We start from the raw sequence: 19064 nt of genomic DNA on the forward strand, positions 1-19064 counted from the left end.
AAACCGTTAACCCCGCTCGCACGAACCAGTACGTATGAGTGGTCTCGACCTGGACGCCGTGCAGCTCGACCGGTACTCCAGACACATCATCATGGAGGACGTCGGGCCGGGCGGCCAGCGGGCGCTCCTCGACGCGGACGTGCTCGTGGTCGGCGCGGGCGGCCTCGGCGCGCCCGCCATCCAGTATCTCGCCGCCGCGGGCGTCGGCACGCTTCACGTCGTCGACGACGACGTCGTCGAGCGCTCCAACCTCCAGCGCCAGATCATCCACGGCGAGGACGACGTCGGCCGGCCGAAAGTCGAATCAGCGAGAGAATTCGTCGCCGACCTCAACCCCGACGTCGACGTCCACACCCACGAGACGCGCCTCACGAAGGAGAACGCCGACGCCGTCATCGGCGGCCGCGACGTCGTCGTGGACTGCGCGGACAACTTCCCGACGCGCTACCTCGTCAACGACTACTGCACCCTCAACGAAATCCCCTACAGCCACGGCGCGATCTACCGCTTCGAGGGGCAGGTGACGACCTTCCCCGGTCACGCGGAGTCGCCGTGCTACCGGTGTCTGTTCCCCGAAGCACCCCCGGAAGGCGTCGCGCCCGACTGCGCGACCGCGGGCGTCCTCGGCGTCCTCCCCGGCACAATCGGGTGCATTCAGGCGACCGAAGCGATGAAGCTCGCGATGGACGTCGGCGAGGTGTTGGAGGGCCGCCTCCTCTACTACGACGCCATGGACCTCTCCTTCCAGGAAGTCACGCTCGCGAAGAACCCGGAGTGTCCCGTCTGCGGCGACGACCCCGAAATCGATTCTGTCGCCGACGTCACGTACGCGGACGCCTGCGCGGTTCGCTCCTAACTAGCCGCTCATTCGGTCGAGCGCCGCCGCCGTCCCCTCGACGATGCCGGCGACGTGCCCTTTCTCCTCGTAGGTCGTCAGCGTCGCCTCCGGCACTCGGTCGGCGACGTACTCGCCGTGTGCGTACGGGACGTTTCCGTCCTCGACGCCGTGGTAGACGGCGACGGGGACGGTGATCGCGTCGAGGGAGAACCCCCAGTCCGAGGCGAGGAGCGCGTAGTCGCGCGCCACGCCCGCCGACCCGTCCGCGAACGCCTCCTGGGCGTCCGCGAGCACCGCCGCGCCGACCTCGCCCGCGAGGAGTCGCTGGTCGGGCTCCGGCGGGTCGCTCACCAGCGACTCGACGTCCTCCACCGCGGCGAGGCCGCGCGCCAGCGCCCACGCCGGGAGGCGCGCCGCGAGCGGCGAGATCCGGCCCGCCGCGAAGAGCACGCGGTCGCCGAGCGTGTGGTCGTCGCCGGGCGCGCCCGGCGGGCCGAGCCCCGACACCACCGCCGCTTCCTCGACGCGACTCGGCGTTCGCGCGGCGCACGCAAGCGCGAACGGCCCGCCCCCGGAGACGCCGAGCACCCGGTAGGTGTCCGCGCCGACGTGGTCGGCGAGCGCCGCGACGTCCGTCGCCCAGTCCGCGATTCGGCGGCTCCGACTCGCCGCGTCGGACGCCCCGACCCCGGGGCGGTCCGGCGCGACGACTCGCACGCCCGCCGCCCGCGCGTCCTCGTCCACGAGCTCGCCCGCCAGCCGCGACCCCGGCGTTCCGTGGCAGAAGAAGACGACGGGGCCGTCCGGGTCGCCGTACTCCGCGTACGCGACAGACCGCCCCTCCTCCACCGTCACCGTCGACACCCCGCGCTCAGTCATCACGCGGTACTTCGCGGCGACGCGGCAAAAGCGTACTCGCCGACGGTGCATCTGCCGGCGGCTCGCGCGCTACGCGCGCCGGCGGCGAGCGAGCGCGACACCGGCGAACGCGACGAGCGCCGCGAGCACGCCGAACCCGGGCGAGTTCGTCTGCGTCGTCTCACTCCCGTCCCCTGCCGTCGTCGAATCGCTGGCGGTCGTCGAGGCCGTCGAATCGCTGGCGGTCGTCGAGGTCGTCGAATCGCTGGCGGTCGTCGAGTCCGTGGACTCGTTCCCGCCGCTCAGCGTCGCCTGCCGCTCGCTGAAGTGGTTGAACGCGATGAGGACGTCGGCGGACGCAGAGGCGGACGCGCTCGACGTCTCCCGGACCATATAGCGGGACCGGTCGGACCCGATAGCGTCGGTCAGCTCACCGTACGTGGTGGCCTTCGCGGCGGCGTTCCCATCGACCGCTACGCGGACGTCGGAGAGCGTGCCGACCGCGCGCTCGGTGACGGAGGTGATGACGACCTTCCCCCGCGATTCGGCGTGGTCGGCCGTGACCGTGACTTCGTTCTCCGCGGACTGCGTCGCAGTGACGGTAAAGTCCGACGTGTAGTTCACCGAGTCCGTGACCGACTCTCCGCCCTGCGTCATCACGTAGGCTTCGCCGGCGGCCGTGCCGTTCGCGATGAGGCGTTCTTGGTGGTCGTCGCTCTCGGACTTCCCGTCCGGGTAGGAGCGGAAGACGAGCGTCGCGTTCTCGTCGAGCGTCGCGGTGACGTTCCCCTGCTCGTTCACGCTGACGGTGCCGTCGCCGACGACGAGGAACGTCCCTTCCGTCCCGTCGCCCGCGGTGACGGCGACCTGTCCGTCGTCCTCGGCGCTCGCGGACGCGTCGTTCGAGAGGTTCGCGACGACGACCTGACTCTCACTCCCGGAGGAGACGGTGAGGATGCCGTGGCCGTTGTCGTGTGCGCGAATCGTCGCCCCGGAGTCGGCTCGCACCGTCGCGGACGTCCGCGTCGTCGAGCCGAGCGCGAGCCCGGCCGCGTCGATGCGGACGGCCGAACTGAGCGACCCGGAGAGCACGCCGCCGCTCGCCGCCTTCGACTGCGACTGGACGGCCACCGACTGGAACACCGTCGCGTTCTCGACCGCGTAGTCCGTCACGGCGTTCTCTGCGACGTCGAAGGAGACGTGCGCGCCGGCGTACGCGGACGCGGACGCCTGCTGGTTCGTGCCGGCGGGTGACGCGGCGGCCGCCGACCCGGCGGCGCTCCCGATGAGCAGTGCGACGAGTGCGAGGCTGACGAATCGCTGATACATACACTCGAAGAAACTCACCGAGAGTTGGAAACGTCTTGTGGCCTCGAGTAACTCGACTAATCAGTCGCCGGCGCGAGCGCGTTCGACGGCCGGCCAGAACGGGTCCGCGTCCGGGACGGGGAGCGGGCGGCCGTCCACGACGACGCCCGTTCCCTCGATGACGCGGCCGACGCGCGCGGCCGGAATCCCCTCGTCGGCGAGCGCGTCCACGACGTCGTCGACGCCCGCCGGTTCGACGCTCAGCACGACCGTTCCCTCGCTCGACGCCGTCCACGGGTCCACGTCGAACGCCGCACAGGTCGCTTCGACGCCCGGCAGGACGGGGAACCGCTCGCGTTCGACGTCGAGGCAGACGCCGCTCGCGTCCGCGAGTTCGTGCAGGGCGTTGTCGACGCCGCGCTCCGTCGCGTCGTGCATCGCCGTCACCGGCCCCGCCGCCGCGGCGACGAGCGCGTCCCGCACCGGGCTCGCGTCCCAGAACCGCTCCCGGGCCGCCTCTCGAACCGCGGGGTCGAGGCGCTCCGGGAAGAGCGTCCCGAGAATCCCCGTCGTCTCCACCGCCGGCCCCTTCGTCACCACCACGGCGTCTCCGGGCGCTGCGCCCGTCGGCAGCACGACGCCGTCGCGCGCCCCGACGGCGAACGCCGTGCCGCCGCCGACCGTCGGGTACGAACAGCCGGCGTACGCGCCCGTATGGCCCGTCACGAGGCTCACGTCGAGGGCGGCCGCCGCGTCCGAGAACGCCGCCCAGAGCGCCTCGAACTCGGCCTCGTCGGCGTCGAGCGGGAGGTTCACGTCCACGGCGAGAAACTGCGGCGGCAGACCGGAGAGCGCCGCGTCACTCAGGAGAATGTGCGCCGCGAACCAGCCCGCGCGCTCGGGGCCGAGCTCCCGCAGGAAGAAGAGCGGGTCCGTCGCCAGCGCGAGCGCCCGGTCGCCGTCGAGGTCGACCAGCCCGAAGTCCGCGCCGTGCGTCGGGCCGAGCACGACCTCGTCGCGCGTCGCCCCCAGGTGGGGCGCGACCGTCGAATCGAAGAACTCCCGCGAGACCTTTCCCGGGTCCATACCGGACCGACGCCGCCGAACCCTATGAACGACCGGGAACCGAACTCACCCCACGATGTAGGTCGCCGAGCCGTCCGACCACTCGACGGAGATGACGAAGATGTCCCGTGAATCCGGCGCGCTCCCGCCAGTGAAGGAGAACGTCAGCGTGTGCGAGTCGCCCGCCGTCCCCTCCCTCGTGAACGTCAGTCCGCCGCCGGAGAGCGTCGCGTAGTTCCCGCGGACGCTGCCGCTCGCGATCTGCGTGGCGTCTCTGCTCACCGTGTACGACGTCGGCGGGTTCGAGTTCCCGGACCCGCTCTGCGGCTTGTAGAAGTTCACACGAATCCCGGTCCACGTCCGTGACGCGGACGCGTCCCGGTTCTCGAAGGTGAGCACCCACTTGCCCTTGTTGTCGCTCGGATTGCTGATACTGCGGAGGTAGACGGACTTGCCGCCGGCCGGATTCAGCCCCTGGTCCTCCGCGCTCCCGGTCGTGCCCCCCGACAGGACTGTGCTGAGGTGGAACTCCGTCGCCTGCGCCGTCGCGCTCGTTCCGAGGTCGTTCTCCGCTCTCGCGCCGATCTCGATGTCTGCGTACGCTCCCGACGGGGCGGTGTACGTCGCGGTGGCCTTCCCGTCCGAGTCGGTCGTCACGGTGACCGACTCGCCGGAACCGCCGACGAACGAGCCGGCACCGCTCGTATCCGTGAACGTGATCGGGACGCCGGCGACCGGGTTGTTGTACCGGTCGCGGGCCTGCGCCGTGAGCTCCGTCTGACTCCCGGACGGCGTGTAGCCGCCACCGCTGGTCTTCACGACGTACTTCGCCGGCGGCGTCGCCCCGCTCGACCCCACGTTGACGGACGCGAGGTTGAACGTGTACGTTATCGGGCCGTCCGCGTCGGACGCGCGCAGCTGGATGTCGACGGTCCGCAGGCCGGTCGACGCGTCGACGTCGCTCTCGGTGACGTCGAGCACGTTCGGCTGGTCAGCGAGGTAGTCGGTCTCCCAGACGCTCGCCGGGAGCTTCGTCCGCACCTCGACGTGAATCGGCTGGCCGTCCGCGCTCTGCACGGCGAACGACCGCGACGGCGCGCTCGACGCGCTCACGTCGATGGACTGCGGCTGCACGCCGCTCTCGTTCAGCTCCCCTTGGACGGTCACGAGATTGACGTTCGTGCCGGAGACGGGTTTCGTCCCGCCGATGACGACGCCCTCGTCGCCGTTCGACCCGCTCCCTCTCCAGAAGTCGTAGAGCGCGCCGGGTTCGTAGATGGTCGTCGGCGCGTTCTGATACTGGTTGTACCGGGGCGCGTACTCGATTGCCTTCGTATCGAGCGTGTGCGTATCGCCGTTCCAGTAGTCGCCGACGTCGGGCTCCGGTGATTCCGCGTTCGCGATTGTCACGGGCGCTCGCTGGGTCGTCCGAATCACCCCCGACGCCGCCGGCGGATTGAGCAGGAAGGGACGCGGCGGGTAGTTCGTCCCCATCTCGATGGCGACGGACTGTGCCGTGCCGTCGCTCGCGGTCCGCGTCACGGCGTCGCCGAACTGCGCCATGTCGCCCTGAACGCGTTGGTTGTGTTGGAACTCGACTTGCTGGTTCCAGGCGGGCACCGCCGTCACCTGCACGAGTACGAGTACGGCGAGCACCACTCCGAAGAGGAGTATCGCGCCGAGGATTTCACTCACACCGCGGCTCTGGTTAGTCGACGGTTCAGCTCGGTCGGGGAGTCGGTGTTTCTCGGTCATTGCATCAGATGAAGGCGAAGGCGACGAGGGCGACGGCGACGAGCGAGATGGCGTACTTCAGCCCGCTCATCACGGTGTTGTCGGAGAGCTTCCCGGCGAGCAGGCCGCTGCCGATTCCCTGGATGAGGACGCTGTGGAAGAACAGCATCCGGTAGGTGTTGACGGGGACGTTCGCGAAGGAGATGGGGAGGCCGCGGGCGTCTGCGGGCGTCTGCTCGGCGAAGTCCGCGATGGGCGCGAGGTAGCTCGTCGTGAGGAGGTAGATGACGAGGAGGTAGACGAGGAAGCCGATGACGACGACGGCGATGTAGGAGCTCATGGCGCGGCGGCGGTCGCGTTCGAGGCGGAAGCGGTCGCGCGTCGAGTCCGCGGCGATGTTGAGGATGCGGGAGAGGTCGCCGGTGGAGCGCGAGCCGTCGGCGATGAGCTTCACGGAGCGGCTGAGGTCGGGGATGCGCAGGCGGTTCCCGAACGCGAGCAGGGCGTTGTTCATGTCGTGGTGCCACTCGATGTCGTTCCGGAGGCGGCGGAGCTCGTCCGCGAGCGCGCCCGTCGACCACCGGGACACCATGCCGAGCGCGTCGGTGAAGGGGATGCCCATGTTGTTCGCTGACGCGAGGATGTTCAGCGTGTCCGGGAACCGCCGGCTGATGACGAGCTCGCGGCCGCGGCGGAGCTCGTAGAAGAAGGAGAGCGGGACGCCGACGAGGAGGAGCGGGTAGACGACGAGGCGGCTCGTCGTCGCCACCGGCGTCGTCGTGAACGCCTGGAGGGTCGGCGTGCCCGCGCCCGACACCACGACGACGGCGAGGTAGGCGAGCGCGAGCGGGACGGTGCCGGTGAGGGAGAGGAAGGGGTTCTGTCGGACGGCGGCGAGCGGGTCCTCGAGGAACGAGCGGTAGCCGAGGCGCGTCCGTTGTTCCTCGTAGGCGCCGAAGCGCTCGTCGTCGACGAGCGCGTCCTCGTCGACGTTTCCGCCGAGCGAGTCGATCTCGGTGTCGAGCGTCGTCGTCGGGAAGACGTACGCCTCCGAGAGCACGTGGACGAGGAAGAGGAAGCCGCCCATGCCGAGCGGGAAGCCGATGTAGATGAGGACGGCCATCTGCGCGATGGCGGACCCGCCGAGCACGCTGATGACCATCAGGATGACGATGAGGAAGAGCGGCGTCGCGATGAACGCCGCGATGAACACCTCGCTGAAGATGCTCAGCGTCTCGAGGAAGTCCTCCTGTTCGTCCTTCGCGGCCTGATAGTACTCTTCGGCCTGCGATTCGAAGAAGACGGTGACGTCGCCGCCGGCGTCGAGGACGCTGACGAGGTCGTCGAGGAACCGCTCGAAGTTCTCCGAGGGCGTGAGGTTCCGCGCGTTCCCGAGCGCCGTGATGAGGTCGTTTCCGAAGAGGCCGACGTCGCGTTCCACCATCTCGAACTCGCTCGCCACCTCGCCGTACGCGTCCTCGGACTCCGAGAGGCGCTCGATGACTTCCACGAGGTTCATCCCGCCGTAGGAGAGGGCGTACATGTACGTGATGGCGTGCGGGAGCATGAAGTCGATGCTCTGCCGGCGCTGCCCGACGACGACTGACGGGTAGTAGTAGCGCGCGAGGAAGACGCCGACGCCGGAGAGGAGCGAGACGACGAGCGCGACCGCGCCCGCGCCGAACACGACCTTGTTCGCCGCGAAGAACTCGAAGACGCCGCCGGTCCCGCGAACCGGCGAGGACACCGTCGCGAGGACGCCCGCCGAGACGAGGTACCACGCGAGCGCGAGCCCGACGAGGAGGCCGATGCCGACCGCCGCGGCCGCGTACTTCACGGAGTTCGTGAGGTAGATGTCGTACGTCGTCCCGATGCGCGCCTGATTCAGCCACCGCTGGAGGTCGCGGTGGCGCTCCGGCCGGAGTTTGAAGTACGCGCGAACGCGGCCGTACTCCTCGCGTAACTCCTGCTCTTCTTCTTCGTCGAGATCCGGGCGCTGCGGGAAGTGCTGGCCGACCTCGTACTCGGGGAGCGCGCCGACGCCTGCGCCGTCGTCGCTCATCTACTTGCCGCCCCCGGCGAGCGCCTCGGCGTCCAGATCGTCCGCCTCGATGCGCTCTAAGACGTAGTCCGGGTCTTTCGAGAACGTGTGAATGACCGCCGCGACCTCGTCGTACGCCGTCACGTCGTTGTCGACGAGATACGCGAGAACGCGTTCGCGCTGGTCGAGCGCGCGCTCCACCTCCTCGCGGTCCCACCCGCGGATGTCCGCGACGTCGTCGAGCACCTTCGACTCGCGGACTTTCTCGTGGCGGTCCTCGCGCGCGTTCCGCTCGAAGACCGTGTTCACGTCGACGTCGTCGCTCCCGTCCTCGGGCATCCGAATCTCGGACACCGTCTGGTTCCGGCGGACGCGCCGGTCCTCCTTGAGAATCTGCTTCTGGACGCAGACGACGTCCAGCTCCTGAATCATCTGCGTCGGCACGGAGAGCGGCGGGTTCTGGAGGCGCGCGAGCACGCCCTCGACGCTGTCGGAGTGCACGGTCGTGTACGCCGTGTGCCCCGTCGCGATGGCCTGGAAGAACGTGAGCGCGACGCGCTGCTCCGTCCGAATCTCCCCGACGATGATGTACTCGGGGCGCTGGCGGAGCGCCGCCTGCAGCAGCTGGTACATCCCGATCTCGCCGCGCCCGCTGCTCGACACCGACGACCGACTCACCGACTGAATCCAGTTCTGGTTCGGGAGCGTGATCTCCCGCGTGTCCTCGATGGAGACGACCTTCGAGTCCGGCGGGACGAAGAAACCGAGCGCGTTCATCGACGTCGTCTTCCCCGACCCCGTGCCGCCCGCGAAGACGAGCGAGCGGTTGTTCTCGATGCAGAGCCAGAGGTACGCCATCTGCTCGACGGAGAACGTGTTCCACTTGACGAGGTCGATGGGCGTGTAGGGGACGTCGGCGAACTTCCGCACCGTGAAGTTCGACCCGCGCGTCGAGATGTCCGCGCCGAGCGTGAGCTGGATGCGCGACCCGTCCGGGAGGCTCGCGTCGACGAGCGGGTCCGAGATGGAGAGGTGTTTCCCGGCGCGCTGTGCGAGCCGCACCACGAAGGAGTTCAGCCGCTTCTCCTCGAACGTCACGTTCGTCCGCAGGTCGCGGTAACCGCGGTGGTAGACGTAGACGGGGACGTCCGCGCCGTCACACGACACGTCCTCGATACTCCCGTCCCGCATCAGCGCGTCGATCTGCCCCAGCCCGAGGAAGTCCCGCAGGAGGTAGTAGATGAGCTTGTGGACGACGCCCGGCTCGACCGTCGCGGCGTGCTCTCGGATGATCTCCGTCGCGCGCTCCCGGAACACCGTCTCCCGGTCGACGTCGTCGTCCTCGAGCGCCTGGTACATCAGGCTGTTCCGCAGGATGCGCACGAGGTCCTCGCGAACGTACTGCTCGAAGGCGTCCAACTCCGGCTCGACCACGTGGTACGTGTACGTCTTCTCCGCCTCGTCGTAGAGGATGGAGACGTACGCGTACGGCCGATTCACCCAGTGCCGCTCGACCTCGACTGCGTCCTCCAGGTAGCTGAAGTCGAACCAGCGCTCCTCGACGAACTCGCGCGACGGCGGCGTCAACTCATCCGCCTCGAGCCCCTCACCCGCCTCGACCCCACCCTCGACGCCCTCAGCGGCGGCCTCGTCCGCTGCTGTTTCTTCGGCGGCGACCGACTCGATGACGTCGTCGAGGACGGCGCGCCGCACCTTTCCCGCGGGCGTGTCGTCCACCGGTGGCTCCAAGCGCTCCTCCGCGGGCGGCGTGCGCGCGGGCTCGTCGCGGCGCTTCCCCCGCAGCGTACTCGTCAGCCCCGACAGCCGGCCCCGTCGCTTCGACGCGCTCCCGCCCGCGGACGGCACGCCGCTGACCGCGGCGCTCGCGGCCTCCTCGGCGTCGCTCGCGTGCGGTTCGCCCGTCGAAACTGTCGCGTCGTCCGCGACCCCGTCCCGGTCGTCGGCGTCGCCCCCGGACGCCCCGCCGGTGTCGCCCTCCCCTGCCCCGTCCCCGGAGTGCTCTCGGCTCATACCCACGCTATCTCAGCAATTCGAGGTAAAGGTTTGCTCTCCTCAGCCGTCGAGCGCGCGGCGGCAGGCGTCGACGAATCCGGAGAGGTGCGCGGCGACCGCGGTGTCGAGGAGGAGGCAGAGGCCGCCGTCGCGCTCCCGGAAGTGCACGACGATGGTCTTCGGGAAGACGCGGACGGTCGCGCGCTGCTCGCCGTGGAGGAACGCCCACTCCTCGCGCGTCCGCTGGTGGCCGTCGTCGCGGAGCACGCCCGCGATGGCCGCGAGGGTTCCCGCGGTGTACTGGGATTCGAGGTCGTCGCGGCGGTACGCCCACCGCTCCTCGCCGTCGTCGGTGTAGACTGCGACCGCGCGCAGGTTCTCGCCGCTCGCGTCCGCCGCGAACTCGACGAGCCCTGCGACGTCGACGTTCATAGCGGGAACCGCGACCCTCTCGGTGAAAAAGCTATCTCCCGACTACGCGCCGGGCACGGCGTCGGCGAGCGCGTCGACGACCGCGTCGACGTGCGCCTCCTCGACGGTGAGCGGCGGGAGGAGACGGACGACGGTGCGGCCCGCGGGGAGCGCGAGCACGCCGTGGTCGAGCGCGAGGTCGCGGAGCACGGCGTTCGCGTCCCGCTTCACCTCGACGCCGACCATCAGGCCCTCGCCGCGGACCTCGCGCACCGCGTCCCCGAGGGCGTCCCGGAGTTCCTCGCGGAGGTACGCGCCGATTTCGTCCGCGTGCGCCGGCACGGCGTCGCGTTCGAGGACGTCGAGCGTGGCGTTCGCCGCCGCGCAGACCACCGGGCCGCCGGAGAACGTGCTCCCGTGGTTCCCGGCCTCCTCCGCGATCCAGTCCGCACAGAGCGTCGCCCCGACGGGGAGGCCGTTCCCGAGGCCTTTCGCCGTCGTGAGGATATCGGGCGTCACGTCGTACCCCTCGGACGCCCACATCGCGCCCGTCCGCCCGAGGCCCGTCTGTACCTCGTCGAAGACGAGCGCCGCGCCCGCCTCCTCGGTCGCCTCGCGCGCCGCGCGCAGGAACTCCTGCGGGGCGGGGTTGATGCCGCCTTCGCCCTGGATGGGTTCGGTGATGACCGCCGCCGTCTCCTCGTCGACGGCGTCCCGGAGCGCGTCCCCGTTTCCGAACTCGACGAACTCGACGTCGCCGGCGAGCGGGCCGAACCCCTCCTTGTACGCGTCGCTCCACGTCGCCGCGAGCGCGCCCATCGTCCGCCCGTGGAACGCCCGCGTCATCGCGACGATCTTCGACCGACCGGTCGCGTGCCGCGCGAACTTCAACGCCGCCTCGTTCGCCTCCGTCCCCGAGTTACACAGCCAGACCTTCGAGAGGCCGCCGGGCGCGACCTCGGCGAGGCGCTCGTAGAGCCGCGTGCGCTCCGGGACGGGGTAGGAGGCCTGCACGTACGTCAGCGCCTCCAGTTGGTCTTTCGCCGCCGCCGTCACGTCCGGGTGGCAGTGGCCGAGCGGCGCGCACGCGTAGCTCGCACCGAAGTCGAGGTACTCCGTGCCGTCCGCGCCCGTGAGGTGGACGCCGTCGCCCGATTCGATGGTGATGGGTTTCTCGTTGAAGACGAATCCGCTCATTCCTTGCCTCCGCTGATGGCGTCCCGCGTGATGGTCGTTCCGTCTCCGTCCAGCGCTGCCGTGATGGGGGCGTCGGCGTTCGCGGTGGCGACGACGACGCGCTCGGAGCCCCGGGAGAGCGCTTCCTCTGCGGCCATGACCTTCCGCCGCATGAAGCCGCCCGCGGCCTCCGTGAGCGCCGCGAACTCCTCGGGCGTGTCGACCCGCGCGATGCGCGTCGTCGGGTCCTCGGGGTCCGCGTAGACGCCGGTGACGTCCGTGAGGAGGACGAGGTCGCCGCCGAGCGCCCCCGCGACCGCGGCCGCGGAGCGGTCAGCGTCCGAGTTAACAGCGGTAAAGGAGCCGTCGTCCTCCACGCCGAGCATCGGCACCGACACGACCGGCGTGTACCCCGCGTCGAGCAGCGTCGCGAGGAGGTCCTCGTTCACGACCTCGATAGTCCCGGAGTGGTCGCCGCGCTTGATCTTCTTCTTCCCGTCCTCGACGACTCGCACGGCGGACTTCCGCGGGCCCTTCAGGAGTTGGCCGTCGACGCCGGAGAGCCCGACGGCGTTCACGCCCGCGTTCTGCAGGCCCTCCACGAGGTCCGTGTTCACGAGCCCGGGGAGCGCCATCTTGAAGACGTCCATCGCCTCCTCGTCCGTGAACCGCCCGACGACGCCGTCCGGCGTCTCCACGTACTCGGGTTCGATACCCATCTTCTCGAGCGCGTCGTCCATCGCGGTCGACCCGCCGTGCACGACGACGACGCGCTTCCCCTCCGCCCGGAGCGACGCCACGTCGTCGAGCGCCTCCTGCGGGTTCACGGCGGCCGCGCCGCCGATTTTGACGACGACCGCCGTCATGGCTTTCCGACCGGGTGGAGGCCGAGCTGGTCGAGGCCCGCGGTCTCGTCGAGGCCGCGCGCGATGTTCGTCGCGTGAATCGCCTGCCCCGCGCTGCCCTTCATCATGTTGTCGATGGCCGAGAAGACGACGATGCGGCCGTTCCGCTCGTCGAGCTCGAAGCCGACTTCGGCGGAGTTCGTTCCCGCGACCGCCTTCGGCTCGGGGTAGCGGTAGACGCCGCTCCCGCCGGCCACGAGGCGGACGAACGGCTCGTCCTCGTACGCGCCCCGGTACGCCTGCCACAGCTCCGCCTTCGACGGCAGCTCGTCCGGGAAGACGTGGCAGGTCGCCGACGCCCCGCGCACCATGTCCACGGCGTGCGCCGTGAAGGAGACTTCCGTGCCGAGGTGCTCTTGGATCTCGGCCTCGTGTCGGTGGCCGGTCGGCGCGTACGGCCGCACGACGCCGGAGCGCTCGACGTGGCTCGACGCCGCGCCGCCCGACGCGCCGCCCTCCGAGGAGCCGACCTTCACGTCGACGACGACCCGCTCGTCGCCGTCGAGGACGCCCGCCTCGTAGAGCGGGTGGAGACCGGTGATGGTCGCCGTCGCGTTACAGCCGCCGCAGGCCACGAGGTCCGCGCCCGCGATGTTCTCGCGGTTCACCTCGGGCAGCCCGTACGCGGCCTCGCTCACGAGCTCCGGCCGGCTGTGCCCGTCGTACCAGACGTCGTACTGCGCGGCGTCCCGCAGCCGGAAGTCCGCGGAGAGGTCGATGACCGTGTCCGCGGCCGCGCGGAAGTCGTCGATGCGCTCCATCGACACCCCGTGCGGAACGCCCGCGTAGAGGACGTCGACGTCCTGTAGCTCTCCCGGGTCGGAGAAGCGGAGGTCGACCTCGCGGAGGTTCGGATGCACACTGCCGAGCGTCTTGTTCGTCGCCGACCGACTCGTCGCCTGCACGAGTTCGAGGTCGGGGTGCGCGGTGACGAGCCGGCAGAGCTCACCACCGGTGAACCCGGACGCGCCGACCACGGAGGCGGTGAGCGTCATTACGCGCCCACCTCCCCGGCCGCCGCCGTCGCCTCCAGCCAGTCCACGATGCGCGCGGGCACGTCGACGTCGTTCGCCTCGTCGAGCGCCTTGAACTCGCAGGTCGCGTTCACCTCGTGCACGGTGTAGCCGCCGTCCTCGAGCTCCATCAGGTCGACGCCGAGCAGGCCGCCGCCGACCGCGTCGGACGCCCGCTGAACGAGGTCTTCCACTTCCTCGTCGGGGTCGAACTGCGTCGCCTCGCCGCCCTTCGCCGCGTTCGTGATCCAATGCTCCGAAGAGCGGTACATCGCCGCGACCGGCTCGCCGTCGGCCGCGACGACGCGGATGTCGCGGTCGGGCTTCGCCACGAACTCCTGCACGTAGAAGACGGAGTGCTCGTAGCTCCCGAGCGTCGCCTTGTGTTCGAGGATGGCTTCGGCGGCGCTCCGCGAGTCGATGCGCGCGATGAGCCGCCCCCACGAGCCCGTGACGGGCTTCAGCACGCAGGGGTAGCCGAACGCCTCGATGGACTCCAGGGCGGACTCGACGTCGAACGTCACCTCCGTCCGCGGCGTCGGCACGCCCGCGTCCGCGAGCGCGAGACTCCCGCGGACTTTGTCCGCGCACACCGTCGTCGGGTGCGCCGGGTTCACGACCGGGATGTCGTACTGCTCGCAGAACCGACTCACGTACCGGACCCGCGAGGACTCCTGACAGCGATTGAACGCGAGGTCGAGGTCCGCGAACGGCTCCGGCGGCTCCGGGCCGTCGAGGCCGAACCGCGGCTCGCGCGCGTCGATCTTCACGACGTCGTGGTCGCGCTCGCGGAGCTCGTCGAGGAGCAACTGCTCGTCCTTCCGGATGCGGGAGTAGAGGAAGCCGAGGCGCACGCTACGCCCACCCCCGCGTCGCCGTCACCGCCACGCTCACTCGCCCCAGTCCTCGTCCAGCTCGGGTGCCACGTCGACCGTCACGGGGTCGTCGCCCGTCACTTCCAGCTCCGCCCCGCAGGTCGCACAGTCCACGATTTCGCCCGTTTCCACGTCGTCGTGGAGGCTCAGTTCACTACCGCACTCGGGACAGTCTACCATACCGGCCGTACTCGCACGAGTTACTTAATAGTCGCGTCACCGCCAAGGCTTCCTCCTCTCCTCGGGCCGCCTTGAAACGCCAGACCGAACAGGTGCGTCTCTGGTCAACACGCGAACCAGATGCGCACGTCGCCCTCGACGTCGTTCAGGACCTTGATGCGTGTCTCCTCACAGTCTTCCGCGGGCGCGTACTCGGCAGACGCGACCCGCTCTCCGTCCACGACCGCGTGCACGACCGCCGGCTCTCCGCGGTATGCCGTCGTCTCGTTCACCGTGTACTGCCCGGATAACGTGTACGTCCGCTCGAAATCGACGCTCCCGCTCTCGTTCGTAACCCGCAGCCGCACCTCGTGCGTGCCCGTCTGATCGTTACGAACGACGATTGGATGTTTTCGCTCTCCTCCCGTCTCCGTCACACATCCGGACGCAGTGAGAACGAGACCGCCGACACTCCCCACAACGGCGCGTCTCGTCCGCTTCGTGTCTGGAACCATTCGTGAGAATTCGACAACCCCACGAAAATATCTTACGTGAATTTCATGTCTCAAGCCAGACCGTGTGATCAGTGACGACATCGAAACACCTGGTTGCTATGCCCCCGCACTCGGGACCACATGATTCGACCGGAATCAGTGGTGGCACCGGCGGAATCGGTGTCTCATGCACCCTCATTTTAACTGGGGAACACATCGAAAAACGATGGCGGAGACGGGGCATCTGGCCCCGTCGTAACGCGGTCAGAACGACCTTCGCGAGATCAATCCCAGGCGTCGCGCCTGCACTGTTTTATTTGACCAGCACGTACACGCACACCAGTGACCGAACCGACCGAGACGACCACGCACGCCGACCCCGCGCCCGCCGACGCCGCCGTCCTCGTCCGCGACGCCGTCGACGCCGACCGCGCCGCCGCCCTCGTCGGCTCCTGCACCGTCGACTACGACGGCCGCGCCAGCGGCCACGTCGACCCCGGCGTCCGCCACGTCGTCCGCCAGCCCGACGGCACCCTCCTCGTCCACGGCGCGACCGGCCACCGCCCCCTCGCCTGGCACGCCGGCGACGGCGACTTTACTACTACTGCTACCGCCGACGACCGCCTCGTCCTCCGCGCCGAATCGAACACGGAGGAACTCACCGTCGCCCTCGACGCCGTCCACGCCCTCACCGTCTACGACCCCGACGACGCCGACAAAGACGTCCAGGGCACCGAAGCCGACGTCGTCTCCCGCCTCCTCAACGACCCCGACCTCGTCGAGTCCGGGTTCACCCCGCTCGCCACCGAACGCGACACCCCCGCCGGCCCCGTCGACATCTACGGCCGCGACGCCAACGGGCGAATCTGCGTCGTCGAGGTCAAACGCTCCCGCGTCGGCCCCGACGCCGCCACCCAACTCGACCGCTACGTCCGCGCCCTCCGCGAAGACCTCCACACCGACTCCGACATCAGGGGCATCCTCGTCGCCCCCAGCGTCACCCAGAAATGCCGAGACATCCTCCTCGAACGCGGCCACGACTTCTCCCCCTTCGAAGCCTAGCCGTTGCAGCCGCTGTCGACGACAGTACCGCGTGAGTCGATGTCTCCGAACGCCCACTCCCCGTTGTACGGGCGACCCGCGAGTCGCCCGTACGGCAAGCGGGACGCCGAGCGTCCCGTCCTGCTCGCGCCCGCTCGCCGACACATCGCTCGCTCCGCTCACGACTCACTCCGCTCGTCGTTTGCACGCGTCGCTCGCGATAGGGGCCGCCGAGTCGAACGCGACCGGTCGTCCCCGTTCGAATCCCCGCCCGCGTGGCTCGTCGAGAAAGCGGACTCTCGGGCCGGCCGCCTCGTCTCAGTCGTCGAGTCGGTCTTTGAGGTCGGCGAGGACGTTCATCGCCTCTAAGGGCGTCATCGCGGCGAGGTCGACGTCGCGGAGGGTCTCGCGGGCGTCCGCCGGGAGGGAGTCGTCGGACTCCGTCACGTCCGTTTCCGTCTCCTCGACGAGGTCTTCCTCTCGGGCTTCGAGGTCGGCGAGGAGGTCGCGGGAGCGCGCGACGACGGAGTTCGGGACGCCGGCGGCGCGCGCGACGTCGACGCCGTAGGACGCGGTGGCCGCGCCCCGGCTGATGCGGTGGTCGAACTCCACGCCGTCCTCGCCGGTGTCGGCGGCGGCGAAGTGGAGGTTCGTCGCGTGCGCGAGCGAGTCCGCGACCTCGGTGAGCTCGTGGTGGTGCGTGGCGAAGAGCGTGAACGCCCGCGTCTCGTCGTGTAAGTGCTCGGTGATGGCCTGCGCGATGGCGAGCCCGTCAGTGGTGGCGGTCCCCCGCCCCACCTCGTCGAGGAGGACGAGCGAGTTCTCCGTCGCGTCCCGCAGAATCGTGGCGAGCTCGCTCATCTCCACCATGAAGGTCGAGCGGCCGCCCGCGATGTCGTCGCTCGCCCCGACACGGGTGAACACGCGGTCGAGGACGGGGAGTTCCGCGGACTCCGCCGGGACGAAACTCCCGAGCTGGGCGAGCACGCTGACGAGCGCGACCTGCCGCATATACGTCGACTTCCCGCTCATGTTCGGGCCCGTGATGACCGCGAGCTTCGCATTATCTCCTAGGTGCGTATCGTTCGGCACGAACGACGAGAGCGAGCGCTCGACGACCGGGTGGCGACCGCCCTCGACGTCGATTCCGTCGCTCCCCACCTCGGGGCGGACGTAGCCGTGCTCCGCCGCGACCGTCGCGAGCGACGCGAGCACGTCGAGCGTCGCCAGCGCGTCCGCGAGCGCCTGCACTCGCGCGACTTCGCCCGCGACCGCCCGCCGCACCTCCTGGAAGAGCTCGTACTCCAGGTCGTCCGCGCGCGCCGTCGCCGAGAGAATCTCGTCCTCGCGCTCCTTCAACTCCGGCGTCACGAAGCGCTCCGAGTTCTTCAGCGTCTGCCGGCGCTGGTAGTGCTCGGGGACCGCGTCGAGGTTCGGGTTCGTCACCTCGATGTAGTAGCCGTGCACGGCGTTGTGCCCGACCTTGAGCGAGTCGATGCCCGTCAGCTCTCGCTCTTCGGCCTCCAGCGAGTCGATCCACTCTTTGCCCGCTCGCTCCGTCGCGCGAAGCTCCGCGAGCTCCTCGTCGAAGCTCGGCTTCAGAATCTCGCCCTCGGTGATTTCGGCGGGCGGGTTCTCCCGAACCGCGCTGTCGATGAGGTCGCGCACGTCGTCGAGCGGGTCGAGGCGCTCGCGGAGTTCCGCGAGGCGCTCGGACTCCGCGTCCGCGAGCGTCTCCCGAACATCTGGGACGCGGTCGAGCGTCGCGTGCAGCGACCGGAGGTCGCGGGCGTCCGCCCGCCCCCGCGAGACCCGCGTGATGAGGCGTTCGAGGTCGTAGACGCCCTTCAGTTCGTCGTGCAGGCCCTCGCGCGCCACGACCGACTCGGTGAGCTCGGCGACGGCGTCCAGGCGCGCTTCGATGGCGGCCGCGTCGACGAGCGGCCGGCGCAGCCAGTCGGTGAGCCGCCGCCGCCCGAGCGCGCACGCCGTCTCGTCCAGCACGTCCACGAGCGCCGTGCCCTCCGCGCCGTGCACGCTCCGCGGCTCGAAGAGCTCCAGGCTCTCCCGCGCCACCTCGTCCAGGATCATGTGGTCGCGGGGGTCGTACCGCGTCAGGTGCGTGAGATAGTCGAGGTCGCCCTCAGCGCCGCCGCGCGCGTACTCCGCGTACCCGAGGAGCGCGCCGCACGCCCGCACCTCGACGTCGCTCGCGAGCGCCTGCGCGCCGCCCCGGAGGTGACGCGTCAACTGCTCGCCCGCCGCCTCGCTGTCGAACGCGCCGTCGTCGAACGGGCTGATCGTCACGTCGCTCGGCACGACGTCCGCGGGGACGAGCGGCCCGAGGATGGCCTCCGCCGGCGCGAACCGTGCGAGCTCGTCGCGGACGCTCGAGACGTCGCGGACGCTCGTCGCCACGAAATCACCGGTCGACACGTCGAGGAACGCCACGCCGAACTGGCTCGCCTTCCCCGTCTCGCCGGCGACGGCGGCGACGAAGTTGTTCTCCCCCGGCGCGAGCAGCTCGTCCTCGGTGAGCGTTCCCGGCGTCACCACCCGCGTCACCGCGCGGTCCACGACCCCCGACGCCTCGTCCGGGTCCTGCACCTGGTCCGCTACCGCGACCCTGTACCCCGCGTCCAGCAAGTCCTCGATGTAGGACGCCGCCGAGTCGATGGGCACCCCCGCCATCGGATACTCGCCCGTCGAATCCTCCCTCGCAGTGAGCGCCACCTCACACGTCCGCGACACGGCCTCCGCCGCCTCACAGAACGCCTCGTAGAAATCACCCACCTGGAAGAGCACCAGCGCGTCGTCGTACTCCTCACACAGGTCGAAATACTGACCCATCATCGGCGTCAACTCACTCCGTCGCGCCGCCATCTTCTCCGGCGGCCCCAGCGCCGACTCCATGATACCCTACCTGAGCGCCCGCAGGCGGTTATCACCTTCGACCTTTTGCTGCGCTTGGCTGCGCTCTGCGCGGCCAGCGCTGGCAAAAGCTCGACCAAAAGCGCTCCTCACTCCCTCCGGTCGCTCGTCGGCCGAGCGCTCCTGTGTCGCGCTCGGTGAACCGGCGACCTACCGGGCTCTCCGAGCCACTCGGTCGCCGGATGCTCGGCATATGTTCGAT

General features: G+C 69.8%; 16 protein-coding genes. 2 read left to right on the top strand and 14 right to left on the bottom strand.

Going from position 1 to position 19064, the window contains the following annotated elements:
* Window positions 1-34 precede the first annotated feature (34 nt).
* On the top strand, window positions 35-856 hold the full coding sequence (gene ubaA / locus IEY26_RS15245; protein ID WP_188980481.1) for an SAMP-activating enzyme E1: 822 nt from the start codon (window positions 35-37) through the stop codon (window positions 854-856).
* Here ubaA and IEY26_RS15250 read toward each other — a convergent pair whose 3' ends face one another.
* The 13 genes from IEY26_RS15250 to IEY26_RS15310 all read right to left on the bottom strand — a co-directional run bounded on the left by IEY26_RS15250 (window position 857) and on the right by IEY26_RS15310 (window position 14911).
* Window positions 857-1717, bottom strand: coding sequence for an alpha/beta fold hydrolase (locus tag IEY26_RS15250; RefSeq protein ID WP_188980483.1), 861 nt, complete (start codon window positions 1715-1717; stop codon window positions 857-859).
* Window positions 1718-1786: 69 nt separating this feature from the next.
* Window positions 1787-3025: a PGF-CTERM sorting domain-containing protein gene (locus tag IEY26_RS15255; RefSeq protein WP_188980485.1), complete on the bottom strand. Its 1239-nt coding sequence runs from the start codon at window positions 3023-3025 to the stop codon at window positions 1787-1789.
* A gap of 60 nt (window positions 3026-3085) precedes the next feature.
* Entirely contained in the window at window positions 3086-4090 is a 1005-nt protein-coding gene (locus tag IEY26_RS15260) for an AIR synthase family protein (protein WP_188980487.1), read from the bottom strand.
* Window positions 4091-4135: 45 nt separating this feature from the next.
* Window positions 4136-5764: an Ig-like domain-containing protein gene (locus tag IEY26_RS15265; RefSeq protein WP_188980489.1), complete on the bottom strand. Its 1629-nt coding sequence runs from the start codon at window positions 5762-5764 to the stop codon at window positions 4136-4138.
* 64 nt (window positions 5765-5828) lie between these two features.
* Window positions 5829-7865 carry a type II secretion system F family protein gene (locus IEY26_RS15270; protein ID WP_188980491.1) on the bottom strand — a complete coding sequence of 679 codons (2037 nt, stop codon included), beginning with the start codon at window positions 7863-7865 and terminating at the stop codon, window positions 5829-5831.
* Window positions 7866-9875, bottom strand: coding sequence for a type II/IV secretion system ATPase subunit (locus IEY26_RS15275; protein WP_229774165.1), 2010 nt, complete (start codon window positions 9873-9875; stop codon window positions 7866-7868). It abuts the gene before it with no gap.
* A gap of 42 nt (window positions 9876-9917) precedes the next feature.
* Complete coding sequence (locus IEY26_RS15280) at window positions 9918-10289, bottom strand: hypothetical protein (RefSeq protein WP_188980493.1); 372 nt, start codon at window positions 10287-10289, stop codon at window positions 9918-9920.
* Between the two features lie 42 nt (window positions 10290-10331).
* A complete protein-coding gene (locus IEY26_RS15285; RefSeq protein ID WP_188980495.1) occupies window positions 10332-11465 on the bottom strand; it encodes an aspartate aminotransferase family protein in 1134 nt (377 codons plus the stop codon).
* Window positions 11462-12310 carry an acetylglutamate/acetylaminoadipate kinase gene (locus tag IEY26_RS15290; RefSeq protein ID WP_188980497.1) on the bottom strand — a complete coding sequence of 283 codons (849 nt, stop codon included), beginning with the start codon at window positions 12308-12310 and terminating at the stop codon, window positions 11462-11464. Before IEY26_RS15290 ends, IEY26_RS15285 begins: the two co-directional genes overlap by 4 nt.
* Complete coding sequence (gene argC, locus IEY26_RS15295) at window positions 12307-13344, bottom strand: N-acetyl-gamma-glutamyl-phosphate reductase (protein WP_188980499.1); 1038 nt, start codon at window positions 13342-13344, stop codon at window positions 12307-12309. Before argC ends, IEY26_RS15290 begins: the two co-directional genes overlap by 4 nt.
* Window positions 13344-14216 carry a lysine biosynthesis protein LysX gene (lysX, locus tag IEY26_RS15300; protein ID WP_188980501.1) on the bottom strand — a complete coding sequence of 291 codons (873 nt, stop codon included), beginning with the start codon at window positions 14214-14216 and terminating at the stop codon, window positions 13344-13346. The genes argC and lysX overlap by 1 nt, the downstream gene beginning before the upstream one ends.
* A 36-nt stretch (window positions 14217-14252) precedes the next feature.
* A complete protein-coding gene (gene lysW / locus IEY26_RS15305) occupies window positions 14253-14417 on the bottom strand; it encodes a lysine biosynthesis protein LysW (RefSeq protein ID WP_188980503.1) in 165 nt (54 codons plus the stop codon).
* Window positions 14418-14521: 104 nt separating this feature from the next.
* Complete coding sequence (locus IEY26_RS15310) at window positions 14522-14911, bottom strand: hypothetical protein (RefSeq protein WP_188980505.1); 390 nt, start codon at window positions 14909-14911, stop codon at window positions 14522-14524.
* Window positions 14912-15232: 321 nt separating this feature from the next.
* Here IEY26_RS15310 and nucS point away from each other — a divergent pair, with 321 nt between their 5' ends.
* On the top strand, window positions 15233-15952 hold the full coding sequence (nucS, locus tag IEY26_RS15315; RefSeq protein ID WP_188980507.1) for an endonuclease NucS: 720 nt from the start codon (window positions 15233-15235) through the stop codon (window positions 15950-15952).
* Window positions 15953-16249: 297 nt separating this feature from the next.
* Here nucS and mutS read toward each other — a convergent pair whose 3' ends face one another.
* The gene (mutS, locus tag IEY26_RS15320; protein ID WP_188980509.1) at window positions 16250-18844 is read right to left on the bottom strand and encodes a DNA mismatch repair protein MutS; all 2595 of its coding nucleotides are present in this window, start codon (window positions 18842-18844) and stop codon (window positions 16250-16252) included.
* Window positions 18845-19064: the final 220 nt, after the last annotated feature.

This window comes from Halocalculus aciditolerans (assembly GCF_014647475.1).
GTDB classification, from domain to species: domain Archaea; phylum Halobacteriota; class Halobacteria; order Halobacteriales; family Halobacteriaceae; genus Halocalculus; species Halocalculus aciditolerans.

Coding starts and splice junctions, on each gene's coding strand:
- ubaA (WP_188980481.1), top strand. CDS start 35: ATGAGTGGTCTCGACCTGGACGCCGTGCAGCTCGACCGGTACTCCAGA.
- IEY26_RS15250 (WP_188980483.1), bottom strand. CDS start 1,717: ATGACTGAGCGCGGGGTGTCGACGGTGACGGTGGAGGAGGGGCGGTCT.
- IEY26_RS15255 (WP_188980485.1), bottom strand. CDS start 3,025: ATGTATCAGCGATTCGTCAGCCTCGCACTCGTCGCACTGCTCATCGGG.
- IEY26_RS15260 (WP_188980487.1), bottom strand. CDS start 4,090: ATGGACCCGGGAAAGGTCTCGCGGGAGTTCTTCGATTCGACGGTCGCG.
- IEY26_RS15270 (WP_188980491.1), bottom strand. CDS start 7,865: ATGAGCGACGACGGCGCAGGCGTCGGCGCGCTCCCCGAGTACGAGGTC.
- IEY26_RS15275 (WP_229774165.1), bottom strand. CDS start 9,875: ATGAGCCGAGAGCACTCCGGGGACGGGGCAGGGGAGGGCGACACCGGC.
- IEY26_RS15280 (WP_188980493.1), bottom strand. CDS start 10,289: ATGAACGTCGACGTCGCAGGGCTCGTCGAGTTCGCGGCGGACGCGAGC.
- IEY26_RS15285 (WP_188980495.1), bottom strand. CDS start 11,465: ATGAGCGGATTCGTCTTCAACGAGAAACCCATCACCATCGAATCGGGC.
- IEY26_RS15290 (WP_188980497.1), bottom strand. CDS start 12,310: ATGACGGCGGTCGTCGTCAAAATCGGCGGCGCGGCCGCCGTGAACCCG.
- argC (WP_188980499.1), bottom strand. CDS start 13,344: ATGACGCTCACCGCCTCCGTGGTCGGCGCGTCCGGGTTCACCGGTGGT.
- lysW (WP_188980503.1), bottom strand. CDS start 14,417: ATGGTAGACTGTCCCGAGTGCGGTAGTGAACTGAGCCTCCACGACGAC.
- IEY26_RS15310 (WP_188980505.1), bottom strand. CDS start 14,911: ATGGTTCCAGACACGAAGCGGACGAGACGCGCCGTTGTGGGGAGTGTC.
- mutS (WP_188980509.1), bottom strand. CDS start 18,844: ATGGAGTCGGCGCTGGGGCCGCCGGAGAAGATGGCGGCGCGACGGAGT.